Origin of the sequence: Qipengyuania thermophila, assembly GCF_004153605.1 — a bacterium.
Classification (GTDB): Bacteria; Pseudomonadota; Alphaproteobacteria; order Sphingomonadales; family Sphingomonadaceae; genus Qipengyuania_B; species Qipengyuania_B thermophila.
Window position 1 is genome coordinate 82445 of the sequence record NZ_SDSI01000002.1, and the last position, 23551, is coordinate 105995.

Annotated in this window: 22 protein-coding genes; 12 read left to right on the plus strand and 10 right to left on the minus strand. The window is 68.2% G+C overall.

Annotated elements, in window-relative coordinates; all coding sequences use genetic code 11:
- The first annotated feature begins 97 nt into the window (after window positions 1-97).
- The 4 genes from ETO60_RS04640 (at window position 98) to ETO60_RS04655 (ending at window position 3038) form a co-directional block, all read left to right on the plus strand.
- Entirely contained in the window at window positions 98-1387 is a 1290-nt protein-coding gene (locus ETO60_RS04640) for an alkaline phosphatase PhoX (RefSeq protein ID WP_315850265.1), read from the plus strand.
- Window positions 1388-1462: 75 nt separating this feature from the next.
- Entirely contained in the window at window positions 1463-1924 is a 462-nt protein-coding gene (locus tag ETO60_RS04645) for a Dps family protein (protein ID WP_130003267.1), read from the plus strand.
- Window positions 1921-2568, plus strand: coding sequence for a 6-phosphogluconolactonase (locus tag ETO60_RS04650; protein WP_234026330.1), 648 nt, complete (start codon window positions 1921-1923; stop codon window positions 2566-2568). The genes ETO60_RS04645 and ETO60_RS04650 overlap by 4 nt, the downstream gene beginning before the upstream one ends.
- Window positions 2556-3038, plus strand: coding sequence for an NUDIX hydrolase (locus ETO60_RS04655; protein ID WP_130003269.1), 483 nt, complete (start codon window positions 2556-2558; stop codon window positions 3036-3038). Before ETO60_RS04650 ends, ETO60_RS04655 begins: the two co-directional genes overlap by 13 nt.
- Here ETO60_RS04655 and dinB read toward each other — a convergent pair.
- Complete coding sequence (gene dinB, locus ETO60_RS04660; protein ID WP_234026331.1) at window positions 3035-4129, minus strand: DNA polymerase IV; 1095 nt, start codon at window positions 4127-4129, stop codon at window positions 3035-3037. The two genes, ETO60_RS04655 and dinB, sit on opposite strands and share 4 nt — an antisense overlap.
- A gap of 101 nt (window positions 4130-4230) precedes the next feature.
- Between dinB and ETO60_RS04665 the strand changes: the two genes are divergently transcribed.
- Complete coding sequence (locus ETO60_RS04665; RefSeq protein WP_234026332.1) at window positions 4231-5517, plus strand: multidrug effflux MFS transporter; 1287 nt, start codon at window positions 4231-4233, stop codon at window positions 5515-5517.
- On the opposite strand, the gene ETO60_RS04670 is transcribed toward ETO60_RS04665, so the two are convergent.
- From ETO60_RS04670 to crtY, 5 genes are read right to left on the minus strand one after another with little or no spacing between them, the layout of a single operon-like run.
- Window positions 5514-7421, minus strand: coding sequence for an acetyl/propionyl/methylcrotonyl-CoA carboxylase subunit alpha (locus ETO60_RS04670; RefSeq protein WP_130003273.1), 1908 nt, complete (start codon window positions 7419-7421; stop codon window positions 5514-5516). The genes ETO60_RS04665 and ETO60_RS04670 overlap by 4 nt on opposite strands.
- 36 nt (window positions 7422-7457) lie before the next feature.
- The gene (locus ETO60_RS04675; protein ID WP_130003275.1) at window positions 7458-8456 is read right to left on the minus strand and encodes a phytoene/squalene synthase family protein; all 999 of its coding nucleotides are present in this window, start codon (window positions 8454-8456) and stop codon (window positions 7458-7460) included.
- Between the two features lie 23 nt (window positions 8457-8479).
- Complete coding sequence (locus ETO60_RS04680) at window positions 8480-9061, minus strand: LOG family protein (RefSeq protein WP_130004531.1); 582 nt, start codon at window positions 9059-9061, stop codon at window positions 8480-8482.
- Window positions 9062-9069: 8 nt separating this feature from the next.
- A complete protein-coding gene (locus ETO60_RS04685; RefSeq protein WP_130003277.1) occupies window positions 9070-10605 on the minus strand; it encodes a phytoene desaturase in 1536 nt (511 codons plus the stop codon).
- Window positions 10598-11791 (minus strand): lycopene beta-cyclase CrtY, encoded by a 1194-nt coding sequence (gene crtY, locus ETO60_RS04690; RefSeq protein ID WP_130003279.1) that lies wholly within the window; start codon window positions 11789-11791, stop codon window positions 10598-10600. The genes ETO60_RS04685 and crtY overlap by 8 nt, the downstream gene beginning before the upstream one ends.
- A gap of 124 nt (window positions 11792-11915) precedes the next feature.
- Between crtY and ETO60_RS04695 the strand changes: the two genes are divergently transcribed.
- The 7 genes from ETO60_RS04695 (at window position 11916) to ETO60_RS11225 (ending at window position 19240) form a co-directional block, all read left to right on the plus strand.
- Window positions 11916-12821, plus strand: coding sequence for a MipA/OmpV family protein (locus ETO60_RS04695; protein WP_130003281.1), 906 nt, complete (start codon window positions 11916-11918; stop codon window positions 12819-12821).
- Window positions 12822-12941: 120 nt separating this feature from the next.
- Window positions 12942-14183: a metal-dependent hydrolase family protein gene (locus ETO60_RS04700; protein WP_234026333.1), complete on the plus strand. Its 1242-nt coding sequence runs from the start codon at window positions 12942-12944 to the stop codon at window positions 14181-14183.
- Window positions 14184-14355: 172 nt separating this feature from the next.
- Window positions 14356-14598, plus strand: coding sequence for an XrtV sorting system accessory protein (locus ETO60_RS04705; RefSeq protein WP_130003283.1), 243 nt, complete (start codon window positions 14356-14358; stop codon window positions 14596-14598).
- Window positions 14599-14790: 192 nt separating this feature from the next.
- Complete coding sequence (locus ETO60_RS04710; RefSeq protein WP_130003285.1) at window positions 14791-16185, plus strand: exopolysaccharide biosynthesis polyprenyl glycosylphosphotransferase; 1395 nt, start codon at window positions 14791-14793, stop codon at window positions 16183-16185.
- Window positions 16186-16238: 53 nt separating this feature from the next.
- Window positions 16239-17594: an O-antigen ligase family protein gene (locus ETO60_RS04715; protein ID WP_130003287.1), complete on the plus strand. Its 1356-nt coding sequence runs from the start codon at window positions 16239-16241 to the stop codon at window positions 17592-17594.
- Window positions 17595-17607: 13 nt separating this feature from the next.
- Window positions 17608-19017: an oligosaccharide flippase family protein gene (locus tag ETO60_RS04720; RefSeq protein ID WP_165362116.1), complete on the plus strand. Its 1410-nt coding sequence runs from the start codon at window positions 17608-17610 to the stop codon at window positions 19015-19017.
- Between the two features lie 58 nt (window positions 19018-19075).
- The gene (locus ETO60_RS11225) at window positions 19076-19240 is read left to right on the plus strand and encodes a hypothetical protein (protein WP_165362117.1); all 165 of its coding nucleotides are present in this window, start codon (window positions 19076-19078) and stop codon (window positions 19238-19240) included.
- 42 nt (window positions 19241-19282) lie between these two features.
- Here ETO60_RS11225 and ETO60_RS04725 read toward each other — a convergent pair whose 3' ends face one another.
- Genes ETO60_RS04725 through ETO60_RS04740 form a run of 4 tightly spaced genes read right to left on the minus strand, consistent with a single transcriptional unit; the run spans window position 19283 to window position 23497 of the window.
- Window positions 19283-20173 (minus strand): CpsD/CapB family tyrosine-protein kinase, encoded by an 891-nt coding sequence (locus ETO60_RS04725; protein WP_130003292.1) that lies wholly within the window; start codon window positions 20171-20173, stop codon window positions 19283-19285.
- On the minus strand, window positions 20170-21621 hold the full coding sequence (locus ETO60_RS04730; RefSeq protein ID WP_130003294.1) for a GumC family protein: 1452 nt from the start codon (window positions 21619-21621) through the stop codon (window positions 20170-20172). Before ETO60_RS04730 ends, ETO60_RS04725 begins: the two co-directional genes overlap by 4 nt.
- A gap of 8 nt (window positions 21622-21629) precedes the next feature.
- Window positions 21630-22877: a hypothetical protein gene (locus ETO60_RS04735; RefSeq protein WP_130003296.1), complete on the minus strand. Its 1248-nt coding sequence runs from the start codon at window positions 22875-22877 to the stop codon at window positions 21630-21632.
- Window positions 22874-23497: a polysaccharide biosynthesis/export family protein gene (locus ETO60_RS04740; protein ID WP_130003298.1), complete on the minus strand. Its 624-nt coding sequence runs from the start codon at window positions 23495-23497 to the stop codon at window positions 22874-22876. The genes ETO60_RS04735 and ETO60_RS04740 overlap by 4 nt, the downstream gene beginning before the upstream one ends.
- Window positions 23498-23551: the final 54 nt, after the last annotated feature.

The window sequence follows — 23551 nt, forward strand, 5'->3', positions numbered from 1 at the left end:
GCCGAGCGCCGTGCGTGGTCCCGCACGGCAGACGCCCCGCTGCTCGTGTCCGGAGATCGCCATGGCCGTTGCCGCAAGCGCCACACGGCGCACGTTCATGAAGGCCACCACGGCCGCATTCGGTGCGCTGGTGGCAAGCGGGTGCCGCCTCGACCGGCCGTCCGCGGCGGCCGGGGATGCGCGCTTCTACGGCGCGCTCCAGCCCGATCCGGCAGGGCTGCTCGACCTGCCCCCCGGCTTCTCCTACCGTGTGCTGTCGCGCCTGGGAGAGCCGATGTCCGACGGCGGGCGGGTGCCCGACCGGGCCGACGGGATGGGCTGTTTCGCACGGGCGGACGGGCGTCTGGTGCTGGTGCGCAACCATGAGCTGTCGGCCCATCACGACGCCGGTGGGCGGCCGGCGCACGGCTATGCGCGCAACGCGCAGGGCGAGGTGCTCCCCGGCGGCACGACCACGCTCGTTCTCGATCCCGCCTCGCTGCGCGTCGAACGCCAGTTCCGCAGCCTTGCCGGGACGATCCGCAACTGCGCCGGCGGGGTGACACCGTGGGGATCGTGGCTCACCTGCGAGGAGCCGGGCGACGAGGTGCTCGCCCGCGAGCGCGCCCATGGCTACGTCTTCGAAGTGCCTGCGGCTGCCGACACGCTGGTCGAGGCCCGGCCGATCAAGGCCATGGGCCGCTTCAACCACGAGGCGACCTGCGTCGATCCGGCGACCGGCATCGTCTACCAGACCGAGGACCGCGACGACGGGGTGATCTACCGCTTCATCCCGCGGGTGCGGGACCGGCTGCACGAGGGCGGGCGGCTGCAGGCGCTCGCGATCGACGGCCCGCTGCGCGACAGCCGCAACTGGGTCTCCCCCGACCTCACCGTGGGTCGCAGGCTGCCGGTGCGGTGGGTCGATCTTGACGATGTGGAGGCTCCGCGCGACGATCTGCGCCTGCGCGCCGCTGCCGCCGGCGCACTGGTGGTGGCGCGCGGAGAGGGCATCCACTGGGGCGAGGACGAGCTGTATCTGTGCGCGACCAGCGGCGGCGCCGCGCGTCTGGGTCAGGTGCTGCGCCTGCGGCCGGGGCGCGGCGGTGCTGCCGACACGCTCGACCTGTTCTTCGAGTCGACCAGCCCGGCACAGTTTCACTACGGCGACAACCTGACCGTCGCGCCCAACGGGCACCTCATCGTCTGCGAGGATCAGCCCGGCATGGTGGTCGACAATCACCTGCGCGGGATCACTCCGGCCGGAGAGGCCTACGCGATCGGGCGGCTCAGGATGCAGACAGAGCTTGCCGGCGCGTGTTTCTCGCCAGATGGTGCGTGGCTGTTCGTGAACGCCTACAGTCCCACGATGACGTTCGCCATCCAGGGTCCGTGGACGCGGAGCTGACGGGCGGGAAACCTGTGCGGCGCGGACCCGTTCTGAAATGCACACGGCAAGACCCGAGCAGGAAAAGGAGGCACCATGCCGACGGCTGGCAACAATGCCCGCACCGCGTTGATCGAAACCCTCAACGGTGCGCTCGCAGACCATCTGGCGCTGTTCGTGAAAACCAAGAACTTCCACTGGCACGTCGCCGGTCCGCGGTTCCGCGACCTGCATCTGCTGTTCGACGAGCAGGCCCAGCAGATCCTCGCACTGGTGGACGTGATCGGCGAACGGGTGCGCAAGAACGGCGGCGAGACGATCACCTCGATCGGCGCGGTCGGCAAGCTCACGCGGATCGCCGACGAGGACGATGCCACTCTGGACGCGCAGGCGATGGTCGAGCGGCTGCTTGCCGACAACCGGCAGCTGCGCGAGCGGCTCGAGGAGGTGAAGGCCGTCAGCGGCGAGGCGGATGACCATGCCACCAACGGGATGGTGGATGACTGGATCGATCAGACGGAAGAACGGATCTGGTTCCTGTCGCAAAGCCTGAAGTGAGCGCGGGCGACCCTCTGCCCGCACCGGACCCGGTGCGGGTGCACGACGGATGGACCGCCGACGCCGTGGCCGACTGGCTTGCCGGGCGGCTCGGCCGTCGTCTGCGCTCCAGCCCCGGCGAGGTGGCGATCACCGTCCCCGGCGGTGCGACGCCGTTCCCGATCCTGGAGGCTCTGGTCTCGAAACCGCTGCCGTTCCCGCGGTTGACCGTGTGGCCGAACGACGAGCGGGTGGTCCCCGACGGCCACGCTGCGAGCAACGGCGCGCGGCTCCGCGCCCTCTTCGCACCGGTCGGAGCCGCGGTCGCAACTCTGGAGCCGGGTGCTTCTCCGCCGCGTTTCGCGCTCACCTGGATCGGCATGGGCGCGGACGGGCACATCGCCTCGCTGTTTCCAAGCAGCGAACCGGACCCGCGCGATTCTGAAGCTATCCGGCGGATCACGCCCGAGCCTCTACCTCCCGAAGCGCCCTTCGCGCGCATCACCCTGACCCTGCCTGCGCTCCTCAACTGCGAGGAGGTTCTGCTGGTCATCAGCGGCGCCGGGAAGCGCCGGGTGTTGGAAGACGCTCTGGCGGGCCGGAGCGACCTGCCCATCGCCCGGTTTCTGCGGCACAGGCGTCAGCCGATGACATGTTTCGCCTGATCCCGCCGCCGCTGCATCGTGCGCTGCTGCGGGTGGCGCACCGGGTCCGCATCCGGCTGTTCCGCATCCTGAAGCCGCACTTGCGCAGCGTCACCGTCGTGGCGCTGTCGCCCGATCGCCGCATGCTGCTCATCCGGCTGAGCTATGGCCGCAAAGGGTGGTCCTTTCCCGGCGGCGGCATCCGCCGGGGGGAAGCGCCGGAGGAGGCGGCGGTCCGCGAGCTGCGGGAGGAGACGCGGTGCCGCATCGCCGGGCTGCGCCGGGTCGGCGTGGTGGCGGAGCAGGTGCTGGGCACCCACGCGACGAGCTACCTGTTCACCGGAACGCTGCTCGACATGCCGCGGGCAGACAACCGCGAAGTGGTCGATGCGCGTCTTTTTCCGCTTCACTCGCTTCCCGAGCCGCTGATCGGCAAGGCGCCGCGGATGCTTGCGCTCTGGCGCGATCACGCGCGCGGGGATCATGGCTAGAACAGGCTGAGCTGGGCCGCCCGCGCGGCCGCGTCCCGCCGCGACCCGGTCGGCGCGTCCTGAAGAGCCGAGAGGCTGAGGCCGAGCAGCCGGATCGGCCGCGGGAGCGGCAGTTCCTGCTCCAGCAGCAGGGTGGCCAAGCGGGCGAAGTCCTCCTTGTCCTCCAGCGGCCGCGCGGCCGAACGGCTTCGGCTGTGCAGGCGGAAATCGTCATCTTTGAGCTTCAGGGTAAGCGTGCGTCCGCGGGCCTCGACGCGTGCGATCCGCTCCCAGACGAGGTCGATGATCGTCGCCAGGGCGGCACGGACGGAGGCCTCGTCGCGCAGGTCCTCGCCAAAGGTTCGCTCGCCGCCGACGGACTTGCGGGTCCGGTGCGTGCGGACCGGGCGCAGGTCGATGCCGCGGGCGACGCGGAACAGATACTCGGCAGCGCTGCCGAAATGGGCGCGCAGGAACACCATGTCCCTGGCGGCGAGATCGGCGCCGGTGCGGATGCCGAGCCGGTGCATCTTCTCTTCCCCGCGCGGGCCGATGCCGTGGAAGCGGCGGATGGGCAGGCGCTGCACGAAGTCGGCGCCTTCGCCCGGACGGATCACGCACAGCCCGTCGGGCTTGTTCTGATCGCTGGCGAGCTTGGCGAGGAACTTGTTGTAGGACACGCCCGCGCTCGCCGTGAGCCGTGTCTCCGCCGCAATCTCCCGCCGGATGGCGCGTGCGATCGCAGTGGCGGTCGTCCCGCCGGAACAGGCGTCCGTCACGTCGAGATAGGCCTCGTCGAGGCTGGGAGGCTCGATGATGGGGGTGTAGCGGGCGAAAATCGCGCGGATCTGTCCCGAAACCTCGCGGTAGACGTCGAAGCGGCTCTTGCAGAACACCAGGTCGGGACACAGCCGGCGCGCCGTGGCTGACGGCATCGCCGATCGCACGCCGAAGCGGCGCGCCTCGTAGGACGCGGCGGCGACTACCCCCCGTCCGCTCGATCCTCCGACCGCGACGGGCCGGCCGCGCAGGGAGGGATTGTCCCGCTGCTCGACAGAAGCGAAGAACGCGTCCATGTCGATGTGGATGATCTTGCGCGAGGCGGCGGCCATCTCGGCTGCATCCGGCGTCAAACAAGTCGGGTTCATCGGAACAGAACTGGTACAGGATCGGCGCCGGCGGAACAACCGGGGCGAAGGGACATTCGGTGCAGATGCTTACCTCCCGGATGCAGGATCGGCCCGGCGAGCCTCCGGCGCCTGCCGAGCGGGCGCGGCCGCGCCGTGCTCCGGGCGAGCGTGAGTTCATCTGGATGATGGCGCTGCTGATGGCGTTGAACGCCTTCGGCATCGACGCCATCCTGCCGGCGCTCGACGCTGTCGCCGCTGATCTGGGCGCGTCGGGGAACAACCGGCAGTTCGTTGTCGGCGTCTACCTCGTCGCCGCCGGTCTCGGCGCTCTGGTGCCCGGGAGCCTGGCCGACCGATATGGCCGCCGCCCGGTGCTGTTCACGGGCCTTGCCGTCTATGTCTCCCTGTCGGTCGCCTGCGCGCTGGCCGCGGATTTCGCGACGCTGCTGATCCTGCGCGCGGTGCAGGGCTTCGGCGCGGCCGCCATCATCGCCCTGCCGCCGGCGATCATCCGCGACCGCGTGGGCGGCGACCGGATGGCGCGCATGATGAGTCTCATCTTCGTCATCTTCCTCATCGTCCCCGCCATCGCGCCGACCATCGGGCAAGGCGTCCTGATGCTGCTGGGCGACTGGCGGTGGATCTTTGCCTCCATGGCCGCGGCAGGTTGCGTGATGGCGGCCTGGGTCCACGCCCGCCTGCCTGAAACGCTGCACGAGGAGGACCGCCAGCCTATCCACTTGCCGAGCATCGCGCGGCACATGACGCAGGCGGTGACGCTGCGGAGCACCATCGGCTACACTCTCGGCAGCGCGCTGGTGTTCGGGGGGCTGTTCGGCTTCATCAACTCCTCGCAGCAGCTCATCGGCGAGGCGTTCGGCGCCGGCGAGCAGTTTCCCTTGATCTTCGCTCTGTGCGCCGGCGCGATGGCGCTCGCCAACTGGTCGAACAGCCGCATCGTCGAGCGTTTCGGCGCGCGGCGCGTCAGCCACACCGCCCTGTTCGTCTTCATCGCCGTCGCAGCAGCACAGCTGTGGTTCTCGTTCGATCCTGACGAGACGCTGTGGACCTTTGCGCCGCTGATGGCCGCCAACATGGCGCTGCTCGGGTTCATCGGCGCCAATTTCGGCTCCGTCGCCATGGAGCCGTTCCGGCACATCGCCGGCGCGGCAAGTTCGGCGCAGAGCTTCCTGCGTCTCACCACCGGTGCGGGTCTTGGCGCCCTGATCGGCTACGCCTATGACGGCAGTGCACGGCCGCTGGCGACTGCCCTCGTCATCACGGCCCTGAGCTCGCTCGCGCTGGTGCTGTTCTCCGAGCGGGGTCGGCTGTTCGGCCCGCCGCGTCCCATGGCCGACGTCCGCGCCTAGTCGGCGTCCGGTGCGACGATCGCCAGAACGTCGTCGACCTGCACCTGCTGCCCCTCAGCGGCAGAAAGCTGCGTGACGGTGCCGTCAAACGGTGCGGTGAGGGCGTGCTCCATCTTCATCGCTTCCAGCACCAGCAGCCGCTGCCCGGCGGTGACGGCCTGACCTTCGGCGACATCGACCGCGATGACCTTGCCCGGCATCGGCGCCGCGACGGCGCCGTCGGCAGCCGAGTGGTGGCCGGTGCCGCGCTTCGCCAGCGACACGGCGTATGCTTCACCGTTCTCGTACCAGGTGAACCCGTCCTCAGCCGGCTCGAAGGCACTCGGATGGGGCGTGGCGGTGGACGCTTCGTCGTCTCCCCATGGCACCTCGCGGGCGACACCGTCGACATAGATCGTCGCAGTGCGTTTGGGCGGTGCGTTCAGCCGGACGCCCAGCATCCGCTCGTCCCCGCTGCCCCGCGCCTGGGACGTCCGCTGAAGCTCCTGCCGCAGACGCTTTGCCGCATGGACCAGCGACTCCTGCGACAGCGGCGGCTTGTCGCCCAGTTCCGGATGATCGCCGAGCAGGGACGTGGTCATGGTGCCGGCGACGAAGGCATCGAGGGTCAAGACGCGGTGCAGGAACGCCGCGTTGGTCCTGACCGGCCGGATGCGGATGCCGGCGACCGCGCCTCGCAGCGCCTCGATCGCATCGTCGCGAGTGTGCTGGTGGACGATCACCTTGGCGATCATGGGGTCGTAGAACGGGGTGATCTCGTCGCCCTGACGCACGCCCGTGTCGATCCGCGTGTCCCCGCCGTCTTGCGGCATGTCGAACGTGCGGAGCACGCCGATGCTCGGCAGGAACCCCCTGGCCGGATCCTCCGCGTACAAGCGGGCCTCGATGGCGTGGCCGGTGATCGACAGCTCGGCCTGCTGTCTGGGCAGCGGCTCGCCCCCGGCCACGCGCAACTGCCATTCGACCAGATCGACGCCGGTGATCTCCTCGGTGACGGGGTGCTCGACCTGGAGGCGGGTGTTCATCTCCATAAAGAAGATGCGGTCGGCGCGCAGCCCCTCGCTGGCATCGGCGATGAATTCGATGGTGCCCGCGCCCTCGTAATCGACCGCTTTCGCCGCGCGCACGGCGGCGGCGCAGATCGCCTCGCGGGTGGCCGCGTCCATGCCGGGGGCAGGGGCCTCCTCGATGACCTTCTGATGGCGGCGCTGCAAGGAACAGTCGCGCTCGAACAGGTGGACGACGTTGCCGTGGGCATCGCCGAACACCTGCACCTCGATGTGGCGCGGCGAGGTGATCCACTTTTCCAGCAGCACCTCGTCATTGCCGAAGCTCGCCTGAGCCTCGCGGCGGCAGCTTTCAAGCGCCGCCGCGAAATCGGCCGGAGCATCGACCTTGCGCATGCCCTTGCCGCCGCCGCCCGCAACCGCCTTGATGAGCACGGGATAGCCGATGGTGTCGGCCTCCCGCGCCAGCCGCTCCACGGACTGATCAGACCCGTCATAGCCCGGCGTCACCGGCACACCCGCGCTGCGCATCAGCTGCTTGGCCGCGTCTTTCAAACCCATGGCACGGATGCTGGCCGGCCTGGGGCCGACCCAGATCAGCCCCGCGTCCAGCACCGCCTGAGCGAAATCGGCGTTTTCCGAGAGGAAGCCGTAGCCGGGGTGGACCGCGTCCGCCCCTGCCGCTTGCGCCGCCGCGATGATCCTGTCGCCCCGCAGATAGCTTTCGGCGGCGGGCGGGGGACCGATGTGCACCGCCTCATCCGCCGAACGCACGTGCAGCGCCGTCGCATCGGCGTCGGAATGGACGGCCACCGTCGCGATGTTCATCGCGCGGGCGGTGCGGATGATGCGGCAGGCGATCTCGCCCCGGTTGGCGATGAGAAGTTTGCGGATCATCGCCGCGCACTTATCGCGGCGGACCGTGTGCGTCCACTACCAGCCCTTCACCGGCTGCAGCTTCGAGCGGGTCCACACCGGCATCGGGTGGGGCGCCACCGGGCGGTTGACCACCGCCTCGCGAAAAGCGGCGGCGACGTGGCGCAGCTTGGCAGCCTTGCCGATCACCACGCGCTCGTCCCAGGCGTTCTGCCCTCGGGCGAGAACTTCGTGCCCGATGGCGGCATAGATGCGGGCGGCAGCGAGGATCGCCCAGCGCTGCCGGAAGGGCAGCCGGGCTGCGCCGAGACGGGCCGCCGCGACGTGCGTGTCCATCATGCCGATCAGCCGCGGCATGATGGAGGCGAGGACGAAACGATTTTCGGGGCGCGCGTGCGCGCCGGGCGCAAGATCCTTCTCGGCCAGCCATTCCTGCGGCAGGTAGCAGCGCCCGGCCGCCGCATCCTCGACCACGTCCCTGGCGATGTTGGCGATCTGGAAGGCGAGGCCGAGATCGCAGGCGCGGTCATAGGTGTCGAAGTCCTCTCCCGGCACCCCCATCACCTTGGCCATCATCACGCCCACCGCGCCGGCCACATGGTAGCAGTAGCGCATCATGTCGCCCTCCGACCGTGGCTGCCACCCCGTCGCGTCGAGGGCAAAGCCGCCGATCACGTCGTCGGCCATGTCGCGGGTGATGCCGGCTTCGGCCGCGACCATGCCGAACCCGTCGAAGGCGGGGTCTGCGGTCGGCAGTCCGTCAAAGGCACGGCGGGTCAGGACCCGGATCGCCTGCACCTTGTCCTCGGCCGCCTTGCTCTCGCCCATGCGGCCGCCGAGGTGCTGATCGTCGGCGATGTCGTCGCAGCGCCGGCACCAGGCATAGAGCAGCCACACCCGCTCGCGGGTGTTCCGGTCGAGAAGCCGGGATGCGAGCGCGAAGGATCGCGACCCCTTGGCGATGGCCTCGCGCGCCTTCCACACCAGCTCGGCGCGATCGTTGCCGCCGCCCGCCCGCGCGGGCGTCTCGATCAGGACGCGCGAAGGCGCCAGCATCCGCGGACTGCGTGACTGGACGTTCACAGCTCCGCGGCCTCCATCTGGAAGATCGGCCGGTGCGGCTCATGCGCCTCCAGCAGGCCGAGCAGCGCCGGAAGATCCTCGGCCACCTTGAGGATCGTCTGGTGCGCAGGTCGGATGAAGCCGACCGCCGCCATGTGGCGGTTGAAGGCGACGAGATGGTCGTAGAAGCCGAACGCGTTGAGCAGACCGACCGGCTTGTCGTGGTAGCCAAGCTGCGCCCAGCTGATCGCTTCCCACAGCTCGTCCATCGTGCCCACCCCGCCGGGAAGGGTGATGAAGCCGTCGGACAGGTCCGTGAACTGCTGCTTGCGCTCGTGCATGCCGCCGACGAGGCGCAGGTCGGTGCAGTCGCGGTTGGCGACCTCGCTTCCGGCGAGGGCATGAGGGATGACGCCGATGACCTCGCCGCCCGCCTCCAACGCCCCGGCGGCAAGCGCACCCATCAGTCCCAGCCTGCCGCCGCCATAAACGACGCCGATGCCGCGCCGCGCCAGCTCTGCGCCCGTGGCCCGTGCAAGGGTCATGTAGCGCGGGTCCGCCGGCGTGGCCGACCCGCAATACACCGCCACTCTGTGCAATCGCCGTGTCACCTGACGAGATCCTCGACCATGAGTTTCGCCGTTGCCTTGGCGCTGCCCACCACCCCCGGTATGCCCGCGCCCGGGTGAGTCCCGGCTCCGACGAGGTAGAAGTTCTGCAGCACGTCGTCGCGGTTGTGGCCGCGGAACCATGCACTTTGGGTTAACAGCGGTTCGAGCGAGAACGCGCTGCCGACATGGGCATTGAGGTCGTGGGCGAAATCCGTGGGCGCGTAGTGGAACTTGGTCACGATCCGCGCGTGGATGTCGGGGATCAGCCGCCGGCCCAGCTCGTCGAGGATGCGCCGCTCCAGCACGGGGCCGATCTCGTTCCAGTCGATCGCCAGCTTGCCCATGTGGGCGACCGGGACGAGGGCATAGAACGTGCTCTTGCCTTCGGGGGCCATGCCGGGATCGGTGACCGTCGGGTGGTGCAGGTAGATGGAAAAGTCCTGCGGCAGCACGCCGTGGTCGTAGATGTCCTCGAGCAGCCCCTTGTAGCGCGGCCCGAACAGGATGCAGTGGTGCGGAATGCCGGGCCAAGTGCCCTCGATGCCGAAATGAACGACGAACAGGCTGGGCGAAAAGCTCTTGCGCTTGAGGCTGCGGGCGTAGGATCGCCCCCGCGCCGTTCCGCCCAGAAGGTCGCGATAGGAATGCATGATGTCCGCGTTGCTGGCGACGGCATCGAAGGTGCCGCTCCAGCCTGAAGCGGTCTCGACCTGCTGGACCCGGTTGCCCGGCGCGTGCAGGGCGGTGACCGGATCGCCCAGCCGGATCGTGCCGCCGATCCGCTCGAACTGCGTCACCATCGCAGCGACCAGCCGGTTGGTTCCGCCCTTCGCCCACCACACGCCGCCGTCCTTCTCCAGCTTGTGGATGAGCGCATAGATGGCGCTTGTCCGCATCGGATTGCCGCCGACGAGCAGGGTGTGGAAGCTCAGCGCCTCGCGCAGGCGCTCGTTGGTGACGAAGCTCGACACCATGGAATAGACGGAGCGGTACGCCTGGTTCTTCGCCAAAGCCGGCGCGGCCTTCAGCATCGACTTGAAGTCGAGGAAAGGCACATGGCCGAGCTTGATGTATCCTTCCCGCCAGACTTCCTCGGAATAGGCCAGGAACCGCTGGTATCCGCCGACATCCTCCGGATTGAGCTTGACGATCTCGGACCTCAGGTGATCCTCGTCGTTCGAATAGTCGAACTGCGTGCCGTCCGGCCACATGAGCCGGTAGAATGGCTTCACCTCCAGAAGTTCGACATCGCGGGCCATGTCGTGCCCGGTGAGCGCCCACAACTCGCGCAGGCAGTCGGGGTCGGTGATGACGGTCGGTCCGGCGTCGAACGTGAAGCCGTCCCGCTCCCAGAAATAGGCCCGGCCTCCCGGCTTGTCGCGGCCCTCAACGAGCGTGGTGGCGATGCCCGCGCTCTGTAGCCGGATGGCCAGCGCCAGTCCCCCGAACCCTGCGCCGATGACGCAGGCGCTGCGTCCCGTGTGCGGTGCGGTCTCGCTGGCCGGCCGGGTGCGATCAACGACATCATGCATGGCTGGGATCCGTTCGGGCAAGGGGAGGGCAGTGGCTGGCGAGCGCGCCGAAGGCGCGGGTGACGGGGACGGGCGGGCGCCCGGCAAGGATACGCGCGCGGTCGGCCCAGGTCGAGCGGGCCGCGTAGAACCGCTCGATCAGTGGCGCGGGCAGGCGGTAGAAATGCTGGAAGACGCGATACCGCTGCGCAGGATGTGCGGCTCCGAACAGCATCCGTCCGAGCAGGCGGTAAAATCCCGTGGCCTGCCAGTGCCGGCGGGCCTCGGCATCCAGCATCGCGGCAAGATCGGCGTGCGGAGCCGACAGGGCCCTTGCCACGAGAGTCGCCACGCGAGCCGCGTGCGGCAGGGTGTAGGAGGTCAGCGGATGAACGAACCCGCCGCGCGCGCCGGCGCGCGCCACGCCGGGAGTGCGGTGTGCCTCCTGGAAGGCCGCAAAGTCGCCTCCCGTGATGACAGGCAGCGTGCCCGTCTCCTCCGCCATCGGCTTCCCCGACCAGCCGCGGGCGCGCACGTAGTCGGCAATGCGCTGCCGCAGCAGCGGTTCGTCGAGCACCGGCGTGTCGGCGTAGTAGGTGTCCTCGAGGAACAGCGTGTCGGCACCGAGCGGAAGGAGATAGAGGAAGCGGTAGCCATCCGCCTGCACAACCGTGGCGTCCATGATGACCGGCCCTGCCATGCCATGCGGGCGGTCGAGCCGCCATTCCTGGCCTAGGAACACCTGCCAGCCGCCTCTCAGCGTCCGGGTTTCCTTCAGGCCCCGGCAGTCGATCACGTGGCGCGCCTCGATACGTGTGCCGCTGGCAAGCGTCACGCCCCCGGCATCAAGTCCCGCCACGGTCTGCCCGGTCATGATGCTGCCCGGCTTCAGCGTGCGTTCGAGCGTGTCGGCGAAGTCCCGGCTGGCAAGGGAATTGTATGGCGTCGGCAGCGCCCGCGAGTAGGCGGGAAAGCGCACCGTGTAGCTGTCGTTCCAGCGCGCCGAGGGAAAGCAGGACAGCAACGCCGCGCTTTCGGCGTCGAGATCGCTGCCGAACCAGCTCCAGCGATGATTGCCCCCCGGGCGTTCGCCACCCTCGACGAGCGCGATCGCCGCCGCGGGGTGGCTGCGCGCCACCGCCAGCGCGATCAGTCCGCCCGCGAGGCCGCCACCCGCGATGGCGATGTCTGCCTTCTGGAGAGCCATGCCGCGCCCAAGTAGGCGTGAACCGCGTCCGGGGCAATTGCTTGCCTGCCCGTTCGCGAGGGTGCAGGAACACAACCGGACGCCAATGGTTCGCGGCGGAGCAAGGCAGACGAGTGGAGGGGGCATGGAACGACGCAGGGAGGGCGCGCGGAGCGGACGCTGCGGGGTGGCGCGCTGGGCCGCGGGGCTGCTCGGCCTGACGCTGGCGACCGCGGGTCAGGCGCAGGAACGTGGTGCGCCGGCGACCCTGCCCGACCTGCCGGCCGAAAGCGTCTTCGACGGCGATTTCATCACGGTGGGGATCGGGGTTGCGCGTTCGCCCAGCTATTCAGGGTCGGACGACTATGTCTTCACCGTCCTGCCGCTGGTCCAGGGGCGGGTCGGGGGCATCGGCATCAGTCCGCGGCCTGCGGGCCTCGCGCTCGATCTGCTGCCCGACGACGACACCGGCCCTCAGTTCGCGCTCGGTCCGGTGATCCGCCTCAACCGCGACCGTGTCCGGCGGATCGAGGATCCCGTGGTCGCCGCCTACGGGCGGCTCGACACGGCCGTCGAGGTGGGGCCGAGCGTCGGGATTGCGTTTCCCGCGGTGCTCAACCCGTTCGACCGGCTGAGCGTCAGCGTGGATGTGGTGTGGGATGTGGCGGGCGCGCATCGCGGCAGCGTGGTCTCTCCCTCGGTGTCGTACTTCACCCCGCTGAGCCGGGGCGCCGCCGCCTCGCTGTCGGTCGGGGCGAACCGGATCGATGACGATTATGCGCGCTACTACTACTCCGTTCCCACGGCCGCGCCGGGCGTTGCCGGGCAGACGCTCGCCCCGTTCGCCGCGCAAGGCGGGTGGGAAAGCGTGAACGCCGGTCTGCTCGGGGCGGTCGACCTTGACGGCGACCTGACCAATGGCGGCTTCTCACTCGTCGGCATCGGGGCCTACACGCGGCTGGCCGGTTCTGCGCGCCGCACCCCCTTCACCAGCGTCCGAGGTAGCGCCGACCAGTGGCTGCTCGGCCTCGGGGTGGGTTACACCTTCTGATCCTCCGCCCAGCCTGAGGGTTGTCGAGGAGGCGCGCCTGCGGCACACTTGCTCGGGCGCAAAGGGGGCAGCGGCATGAGACACGCGACGCGTTTGGCAATGACGGCGGCGGCATGTGGCATGCTGCTGACATGGTCGGCTTCGGCCCGCGCCGAGACGATCGTCATCCACGCCGGCTCCGTCATCGTCGATGCCGCAGGCGAACCGACCGGACCGGCCACGGTGATCGTGCAGGACGACCGGATCGTCGCGGTCGAGCAGGGGCACAGAGCCCCTGCGGCCGGGGAGCGGGTCGTCGACCTGCGTGCCCTGACCGTGCTGCCGGGCCTTGTCGATCTTCACGTCCACCTGACCTCGGATCCGGGCGGCGAATTCTGGCGCGATGCGACCGATCCGCCGGAATGGTCCATGGTGGTCGGCGTCCGCAACGCGCGCCGCACGCTGAAGGCCGGCTTCACCACCGTCCGCGAGGCAGGAAGCAGCGGGCAGAGCGCCTTCGCCCTGCGCCGGGCGACAGAGGAAGGAGTCATCCCCGGCCCCCGCATCGTGGCCGCCGGCCCGCCCATCGCGATCATCGGCGGGCATGGCGATGTGAACGGTTTCCGGCCCGACGTGAACGCTGTGCTGACCAGCGGCTTCACCTGCACCGGGCCGGTCGAGTGCGCGGCACGGGTGCGGCGGGCGGCGCAGAACGGTGCCGATGTCATCAAGATCACCGCGACCGGCGGCGTGCTGAGCCAGCAGGGGCGCGGGCTGGAAGCGCACTTTTCCGACGCGGAGATGACCGCAATCGTCGACACGGCACGGTCGCTCGGCCTCAAGGTCATGGCTCACGCGCACGGCGCGCGGGGCATCGAAGCGGCTGCCCGGGCAGGCGTGGCGACGGTGGAGCACGGCACCTATCTCGATCCGCCGGCCGCCGCAGCCATGCGGCGCAGCGGCACGGTGCTGGTGCCGACGCTGATGGCGTTTCAGGGGATCAGCGAGCGGCTGGGCAAGGGCGTCTACACGCCGGTGGTCGAGGACAAGGTGCGGGCCGTCGCGCAAAGCGCCGGCGTGTTCCTGCGGCGCGCCCTCGATCTCGGCGTGCCGGTCGCTTTCGGCACCGACGCCGGGGTGTTCGAGCACGGGCGCAACGCGGGCGAGTTCCGGCTGCTGCTGGCGCAGGGCATGACGAGCCGGCAGGCCCTGGCGAGCGCGACGACGGATGCGGCCCGCGTGCTGGGGCTGGAGACGCAGATCGGCCGGCTTGCTCCCGGATTCAGCGCCGACCTCATCGCTGTCGCCGGCAATCCGCTGCGCGATGCGACCGTGCTTGAACGCGTGGAATGGGTCATGGCTCGCGGACGGGTGGCAGAGTAGCCGCGCTGCCCCCTTTGGAATTCCGCCCACGCGCGGAGCCGTCTCATTGCGGGTCATGCGGCGAGGAGGCTCCGCCTTCGCACTGGCAATTCCGCACCGTCTGACGCATACAGGCCCGGTCTGCCGCTGCCGGATGACCGGGTCTGCGGATGCGTGGTCATGGGGAAGTGCGGTGGAAACTGTTTGGGACTGGTTGACGGTTTTCTGCTTTGCCGGACTGGTGACACTGATGCTTCAGCGGTCGAGCGAGGAGGTGTTGCGCGACAAGCTCTGGCACTACGCACCGCCGGCCGTGGGCTGCGCCGTCGCCAATTACCTGGGCAATGAGGAGATGCATGTTCCCGCGGCGATCGTCCTTGCGGCAGTCATCGTTTACGTGTTCGTGGTCCTGAAGGTGCGATTGCCGCGGTTCTGACAGCCTTAGGCGGGAGCGGCACGGGCCGCAAAGCCTGCCTCGATGCCGGAACGGTTCCGGGTGTCGTGCTGAACGCGTTGTGAGGTTGTGTGGCATGAGGGATAAGGACAGCGATCCCCACGCGTCGTCCGCTGCCGCAGCGGGATGGCCCGGCGGCTTGCGACGTTCCATGACCCGGCGGGGGCCAACCTCGTGAACATCGAAACGCGCTTGGCGGGACAGTCCGAGCCGGGGTGGGCTGGCGCGGCGCAGCCACACTGGGCCGCGCGGGACAAGCGTGCCGTGCTCTACGCGCTGTCCCTCCTTGCGGACGTGATCGCGCTGGTGCTCGGCTACCTTGTCGCGACCCACCTGCGCCCGGCCGAGAACCTCAACATCGGCGCACACTCCATCATTGCGGTGGCCCTGCCAGTGTTCGTGATGTTCGCCATCGCGCGCGAGGTGCAGTCGGTCGACAGCCTCGAAAGCCGCTCGGTCGCCATCAACCGCGCGCTGGGAGCGCTGGGTGCGACGGCGCTGATCATGCTTGGCGGCATCTTCCTTTTCGATGTCGACACCTTCTCACGGGTCGGTTTCCTCGTCACCTTCGCCACGGCAGCGCTGCTGATCATCGCGTTCAAGGTGGTGCTGGACAGTGTGGCGACGCGGTGGCTCGGAAGGGAAGCCACCTCGACCATCCTCGTGCTCGACGATCTCGAAGTTCCCCGCGACCTTGCGCACAGCGTCGTCGATGTGGCGGCTCTTCAGCTGTCCCCGTGTCTGCAGCACCCGGCCCGCATGGATGCGCTGTCGCGGATCATTGCGCCGTATGACCGGGTGGTGGTGGCCTGCACCTACGAGAAGCGGGCCAACTGGGCCATGTTCCTGCGCAGCCACGATGTCGGGGGCGAGATCATTCTCGACCGCGATCTGCTTCACGGGGCCGTCGCCATTGGCGAGTATGCGACGAACGACACCATCGTCCTGTCGCGCGGTCCGCTGAGCCTGGCGGCGCGGATCCAGAAGCGCATCTTCGACCTTGTCGTCGCGGGGCTTGCCATCGTGGCGCTGGGTCCGCTGCTGCTGCTCATCGCCGCGGCGATCAAGATCGACAGCCCGGGTCCGGTGCTCTTTCGTCAGGCACGCGTGGGACAGGGCAACCGTCAGTTCTCCATCTTCAAGTTCCGGTCGATGCGGGTGGAGCAACTCGACGCCGCAGGTCACGTCTCGACCCGCCGGGACGATGACCGGATCACCCGCGTCGGACGCTTTATCCGCAAGACGAGCCTCGACGAGCTCCCGCAGCTGTTCAACGTGGTCCTTGGCCACATGAGCATCGTCGGTCCGCGCCCGCACGCGCTCGGCTCGCATGCCGGCGACGCGCTGTTCTGGGAGGCGACCAACCAGTACTGGCTGCGCCACGCCTTGAAGCCGGGCATCACCGGTCTCGCGCAGGTGCGCGGTTTTCGCGGCGCGACGGAACGGGTGGAGGATCTGCAGGCGAGGGTGCGTGCCGATCTCGAATATCTGGCAAGCTGGTCGCTGATGAACGACATCATCATCATGCTTCGCACCCTGCGCGTCGTGGTCCACAAGAACGCGTTCTGAACGGGCTTCGAGGTCAGGCATCTCATGACAGACACCGGCGCAGGAACCATGGCATGAGGTATGTCGGCATCGTGCTGGTGCTGCTGGCGGTGCCGGTGCTGATCGTTCTGCTCCGCAACAACCGTGCCCTTCGGCCGTACGCCTATGCGTGCATCGGCGTGTTCCCGGTCGTTCAGGGTTCGCTGAACCTCGATGCGAGCCTGTGGCAGTTCGGCGGGCTCGGCTACGTCAAGGGTCTGGTGTTCACGCTGCTGGACGCGCTGTGCATCGCGATCCTTGCCAACACGCGTTTCCGCGTCGGCAATCTGCCCTTCGTGACGTTGTTTCTCGCCTACATCGTCGCCGTGCTGCTCTCCATCCTTCAGGCGCCCGGCTTCTTTGCGCCCTTCAGCTACGCCTGGCAGCTCCTGCGCGCCTTTCTCGTCTTCATCACGGTGGCGACCGTCGTCCAGCAGCAGGGCGGCCTGCGGTGGATCGCCATCGGTCTGTCATGGGGCGCCATCATCCAGGGCGCGGTGACCACCTTCCAGCGCCTCGGCGGCGACATGCAGGCGCCCGGTACCCTGGGGCACCAGAACATCACCGGCATGGTCATGCACTTCTCGACGCTGCCTCTGCTGGCGCTGCTGCTCGCCGGCAGCCGCTCCAAATTGTACATGGCGGGGGTGGCCGGCGGCTTTGTCACCGTGGCGCTTGGCGCGTCGCGCGGCTCGATCGGCTTTCTCGGTCTCGGCCTGGCCCTGCTGCTCGTGCTCTCGCTGGCGCGGCGGGTCACCGGCGCGAAAGTGGCAACGGTGGGCGTCACCGCGCTTCTGATTGCGGCGGCTGCACCCGTCATGCTGGCCGGGCTTGAACAGCGTCTGTCGAACCTGTCGCAGTTCGGCGCTGTCGACGAAGAGCGGGAGGCGTTTGAGAAGGCGGCTGCCGCGATGTTCGCCGACAATCCGCTCGGGGTCGGCGCCAACCGATATACCTTGGTGGCGAACACGGAGGGCTATTCGGAACGCGCTGGCGTGTTCTGGGGGGAAGGCAGCCGGTCGGCCGTTGTTCACAATCTCTACTACCTGACCGCCGCGGAACTAGGGTGGTTTGGTCTCGTAACGCTGATCCCCTTCCTCGCGTGGAGCATCGCGCTTGGCTTGTTCTACACCTTCCGAAGCCGGCATGATCCGCGCGGCGACATCGTTCTCGGCTGCACCTGCGCCTTGCTGGCCATGGCGTTGCAGAGCCTTTACGAGTGGGTGTTCGTGATGAGCTCGATGAACTACGCCTTCGCCACCAGCTTGGGGATCATGGCGGGGTGCATCGTGAGAATGCGACAGGAGACAAAGGCGCGCCACGCGACGCGTGCTGCGGCACATGCTGCCTCCCGCAAGCGCCACTCGCCTGCGCCGGGCGTTGCTGCCTAGACCGCCACAATTGATGCTGACCCGCCTGCAATCCACCGCCTTGGTGCTGCGCGCCGAGCTGGACAGACGATCAGTCCTGATGGCCGCCGGAGGCTGGGTCATCGCCGCCTTCATCGTCGGACAGATCCTGCGGCTCGGCACGAGCATCGGCCTTGCGGCTCTGCTGGCACCGGAACTGCTCGGCCTGATGGCGTTGATCAACACGGTGCAGACAGGCGGCGAACTGCTCAGCGACATCGGCATCGGGCAAAGCATCGTCCAGCACAAGGATGGCGATAAGTCCCGCTTCTACCGGACTGCCTGGACCTTGCAGGTCGTCCGCGGGCTGGTGCTGTTCGCGGCGATGGTCGCTGCGAGTGTGCCGATTGCGCATCTGTATGACGAACCGCTGCTGCTCTCGCTGCTGCCTGTTTCGGCACTGGTCTTTGTCATCAGCGGCTTCATCTCACCGGCGCGCTTTCTTTTGCAAAGAGACATTCGAACTCGTCGACTTGCCATCTTCGGCATCGTTCAGGGGACCTTTTCCGCCGCGGTCCACCTTTTTCTGGCATGGTACCTGCAGTCAATCTGGGCACTTGTCTACGCGCTGCTCATCAGTGCCTCTTTCGTCGCCATTTCGTCGTTCTTCATGATGGACTGGCGTATTCATCGCTTCACGTGGGATCGGGGAGCGGTGAGAGCGATCTTCGGCTTCGGCAAATGGGTTTTCCTCTCGACGCTGATTTTTTTCCTCGCGGCCAATTTCGATCGTCTTTACGTGGCGCAGGCGGCCTCGTTTGCCGCGCTCGGCGTGTACGGCATCGCACGCACCTTTGCCGACACCGCCACGGCACTCACGCAGCATCTGGCCTCCCAGGTGCTGTTCCCCAAGGTGGCGACGAGCCCCTTGCGCGGCGTGGCGTTGCGCGAGGCGGTTCGCCCGGTGCGCCGGGCGATTGTGGTGATCATCGCCGTCGGCATGGCGTGCGGCCTTGCCGTGGCCGACCGTTTCATCACCCTTGCCTATGATGCGCGGTATGCGGCGGCCGGCTTCTACCTGTCCGTGCTGTTGACCGGAGGCTGGTTCGCCATGCTGGCAACCTTTGCGGACAATATGCTGATGGGCATTGGCAAACCTGCCAACATGGCCATAGGGAACGGCGCGAAGCTGCTGGCGCTCGTCACGCTCGTGCCGCTGGTGCTGCCGCTTTACGGCATGGCGGCGGCGGTGGTCGTCTTCTCGGCGGTGGAGATGCTGCGCTACGCCGTGCTGACCGCCCGGGCAGGTGCACACGGCCTGTCGTTCTGGCGTCAGGACGCCGAAGCCACTGCGCTGTTCGTGGGGCTGGCCCTTGTTCTAAGGGAACTGACCGGGCTGGCTGGTCTCACTAGCGGTGTTGCAGGGTGGGTGGACCTGACCCACTCGGCACTGCCTTTCGTGTAGGGATGAGCTTTCGTAGGCGGATGGCAAGAGAAGAAGATCGCGTCACGGATCCTCTCTTGTGGAGGCGAGACATTTCGAATCATCGGAGAACCGCATCGAACTGGTCGCGCGGCCGGAGTTCGCGGCGGAGATGGGGCGCCGGGGCAGGGAGCGAGTCGGCCGGGAGTTCGTGGTCGATCGGGCGGTGGAGCCGCTGCTCGCCGCCTTCAGGGCCACCTCCTGAACAGCTCAGCTCCTGCGGGGAGAGCGGACGATCCGCCGACGCTCAGCGATCGTAATATTTGCTGTACTGCGCGCCGGAGCCGTAACCGTACGTGTCGAGCACCCCGCCCTTGTACCGGTTGAGAACGGTGCCCAGCGGAGTGGCGGGCTTGAGCAGGTCCATTGCGTCGCGCACCTGCCGGGCCGTCGTCTTCCCGCTTTCGACCACCAGCATGTAGCCGTCGAGCGCCTCCACCAGCAGCATCGCATCGTCGTTCGCGAACACGGGCGGGAGGTCGACCAGCACGATCGCCTCGCGCGAGATGGCACGCATCCAGCGCATGAGATTTTCGAAAGCGCTTCCGGTGAGAAGCTGGGAGGAGTCGCCCTTGGTCACGCGGGTGGGCATCACGACGAGCGGCAAGCCTTCGATCTGGACGCACAGCTTGGCCGGGTCACCCCGGCCGCTGGCGAGCAGATCGTCGATCCCGTGCTCCACCGGCAGGCCAAGCGCCTCGGCAACGCTGCCCCGCCTCAGGTCGAGATCCGCCAGGACGACGGGCACGTCCTTCAGCCGCGCGAGCGCCGCCGCAAGGTTCACCGCCATCATCGACTTGCCCGCCGAGGGCGCGGGAGAGGTGATGCCGACCATTCGCATCTTTTGCAGGTCAAGCTGCTTGGCGAACCGGGTGCGCATCAGGGTGAAGGGACGCGCGCGCATGTCGCGCCCGTCGAACGCGACGATGTGGTTGGCCTCGAGCACAGCCGGATCGGGGGTGAAGGAGGGCACGTCGGCAAGATTGAGCAGCCGCTCATCCGCCTCGGCCGGTCGAGGGGTTGCCGACGCAAGGGCCGCCGGGCGCGTGCCTGCTCCCGGCAGATCGTCCGCAGGCTCGCCGGCCCGCGAGGAATTCTCGCCGCGCATGCCGCCGTTCACCGTGTCCATCATGTTCATGCTTTCGCCGCCGATCGACGCAAGGGGAAGGGGAGGCGCAGACCGCGCCGCCGGCCCGCCGGCCGCGAGAGCGCCGGGATGACCGCCAGAGGCCCTTCGCCGGTCACTGCAGCCAGGCTGTCAGGGTCGCGGATAGGGCGGAAGATCATCTCGACCGCCAGGGCAAGAACGATGCCGAGCGCCAGTCCGCCGCCAAGGCTGAGACCCAGAAGCAGCCAGCGGTTGGGCCAGACCGGCTCGTCCGGCACCACCGGTGGCTCTACGACCGACAGCCGTTCGGCAATCTGCTCGTCCTCGGCCTTCACACCGGCGCGGGCGAGCGTCAGGCGTTGCTGAACGTCCTGATACTGTGTGTTCAGGCCGGAAAGCTCCTGCTGGATATTGGCGAGCTGTTGCTGCACGAGCGGCGCGCGCGACTGCGACGCGATCTGGGAACCGATGGTGTCGCGCTCGCGCGCCTGCGCCGCGCGCAAGGCTGCGATCTGGGCGTTGTTGAAGGCGATCTGCTGATCGAAGTTCTGCGTCGGCATGGCGCGCTGGTTCTGCGCCGCGAGCTGCCTCGCCTGCGCCAGCTGCTGCTTGGCAATCGCGACGTCGGGATGGTTCTCGGTGTAGATGGCGCGAAGGCTGGCCAGCCGCGCTTCGGCGGCCACCACGTTGGGGTCGCTGGTGTCGACGTTCTGCAAGGCCTGACGCTGGCTCGCCAGAGCGACATTCTCGCGCTGCAGCTGTGCGATCTGGAACTCGTAATTGCCTCCGCCGCCGGTCACGATCGGTGACGTTGCGCCGGCAAGAACGCCGCCATAGCGCGCGGTGATGGCGTTCTGCTCGCCCTGAAGCTGGGCGATGCGGGCCTCGAGGTCGGCGGCCTGATCGGTGAGGAACTGCACGGTGTTGGTCGCCTGCTCGACATTGCCGCTGGCGTCGAGCTCGAGGATGCGGTCCATCAGATCCTGCGTGACCGCCTGCGTCGCCCGTGGTTCGGTGTACTGGTAGGCGAGGCGGAAGGCGATGGTCCGGCTGTCGTTCTGCCGGTCGGCGACCTGCACCTCCGTGGGCTGCAGCGTGATCGCCTCGCGCATCCGGGTGATGGTGGACGACAGGGGTTCGGACCGGCGTTCGTCGGGGTAGAGGTTGTGCCGTTCAATGAGGCTGATGAGGTTGGGGCGGCTGATCACCTCGGCCTGAATGCGGGCGATGCGCCGGTCCACCACTTCCCCGCTCATCTGCGAGAGCGCATTGTCCTGGATCTGCGGCGACTGCACCACCATCAGCGCCGAGGACTCGTAGAGTGGCCGGATGAAGACGAGCGTGGCGACCGCCGCCACAAGCCCGAGCAGGATGGGGACGATCAGCCACCACTTGCGATCCGCCAGGATCATCGGCAGCTGCGAGACGAGCGCGCCGATCCCCGGTCCGCGGGGTTCGTCGAAGATGACCTCATCCATTGCCGCTGTCACCGCTGTCTTCCAAAAATGTAGGTCACGCCGACTAGGGCGCGCACATTCGCATCGCGATCCGGAAACAGTTCGGACCAGATCCGGGTATAGGAGGCATTAGCAAAGCCGACTAAACGATTGGTGAAGGCCCGCCGGAACTCCGCCCCGAAGCCAAGCAGCTCGTCCTTGGCACTGATCGGAAGCTCGCCGAATGCCATCGGCGCCAGCTGCTCGCTGCGCTGGTAGGAGCCGGTGAAGCCAAGGGAGTCCCGCCGGTTGAGGGTCACGTCGTAGCCCACGTTGACGCCGGTGGTGTTGGTGAAGCCGCCGAAGGTGGTGGGGCGCGGCTGCTGCTGCGCCGCGATGCACAGGTTCGCGTTGGCCGAGCGCCGGCAGCCGCTCACCGAGAAGGCGAAGGTGGTGCTGTCGATCGTCAGCCCCGGCCCGGCGTTCACGCGCGAGTAGGCCAGCCCGGCCTGCGCCGACCAGTTGAGGCGTTCGGAGATCTGCTGCTGGATGCCGATCAGGGGCGTCACGCTGAATGCGTCGCCCGTGGCGCTGTTCAGCAAATCGGAGCGTGACAGGGCAAGATTGCCCTGGAGCGTCGTGCGCTCGTTCAGGGCGCGCCCGTAGCCCAGCACGAGATCGGCCACCCGGTAATCGAACCCGAAGTCCCCGGACGTGCGGCTTTCGTTGAATGCCAGCCCGACGGACGCCACGTCGCGCGGCGTCAGCCGCCGCTGCACCCCGGCCTCCGCGCCGTAGCGCGTGAAGCGCTGCCGGCTTCCCGGAACCGTGGGGTCGATGAGATCAAAGGTCGGCACGGTTCCCGGCTCGAGGCCGATGAGACCCCCGGTTCCGCCGAGGAGAAAGGCGTCCTGAATCGCCGACCGGCTGCTCTGGAAGGTGGCGCCGCCCGTCAGCGTCGTGCGCTCGTCCACGCGGGTCGAACCGGATGTGCCCAGCAGCACAGAGGCATCCGTGCCGTAGTTCTGGAAGAACTGGCGCAGCCGCAGATTGCCGTAGAACCGGAGCGTGGTGCGCTCGTCCTCAAGGTAGAGGCTCGGCTCCACCTGGATCTCTGCCGTGGCCGCAACGCCTTCGCCGCTGTCCTCGACAGTGAGGAACGGGTTGTTCTCCACGCCCAAGGCCCCCGACACGCGCACTTCGGTGCGGGGGTTGGCCAAGGCAGGGGACGGCACCAGCAGCGCCGCCGCGGTTCCGAGCAGAACCGCTCTGGAAAGCCGCTCGCGAAGGGCGGTCATGGGATGATCACCGTGTCGCCGCTCTCGATGCGGACGAGGTTGGCGCGCTGCACGTCGGCGGCGCTGGCGCCGCTGCGGAAGAGCGGGGCCATCCGCACCCTCAGCGTGCGCACGCCGTCGCCGGCCTTGCGGATCACCACGACGTTGTCGAGGTCGGCGAACTCGTTCGGACCGCCGGCAAGGCTGAGCGCCTCGAGGACGTTGACATACCGACCCGGCGCGAAGCTTCCCGGTGAACGCACGCGCCCCATCACCGAGAACTGCATTCCGGTGGGGGCGACGGACACCGTGACCTGCGGCACTTCGCCCCGGTACTGGCTCTGCAGCCCGCGGCGGATCTGCGCCTCGAGTTCCTGCGGCAGCAGACCCTGCGCCCGCAGCTGGCCCACCAGCGGGAACGCCACCGTCCCGTCCGGAAGCACGTTCACCGTGCGCTGGAGCCGCTCCTCGCCCCACACATAGATTTCCAGCGTGTCGCCGGAATTGATGCGGTATGCGGACACCTGCGCCACTTCAGCCGGAGCGGCGGCATCCTGCGCAGCCGCAGCGGCGGCGGGCGCGATCCAAAGGAACGTGCCGATTGCGGCCGTGTACAGGATTTGGTCAAGCTTGAGGCGCATGGTGAAGCAAGTATCCCTTGAGTGGACTTGTGGTGTGTGCCGACAGGCTAGTAA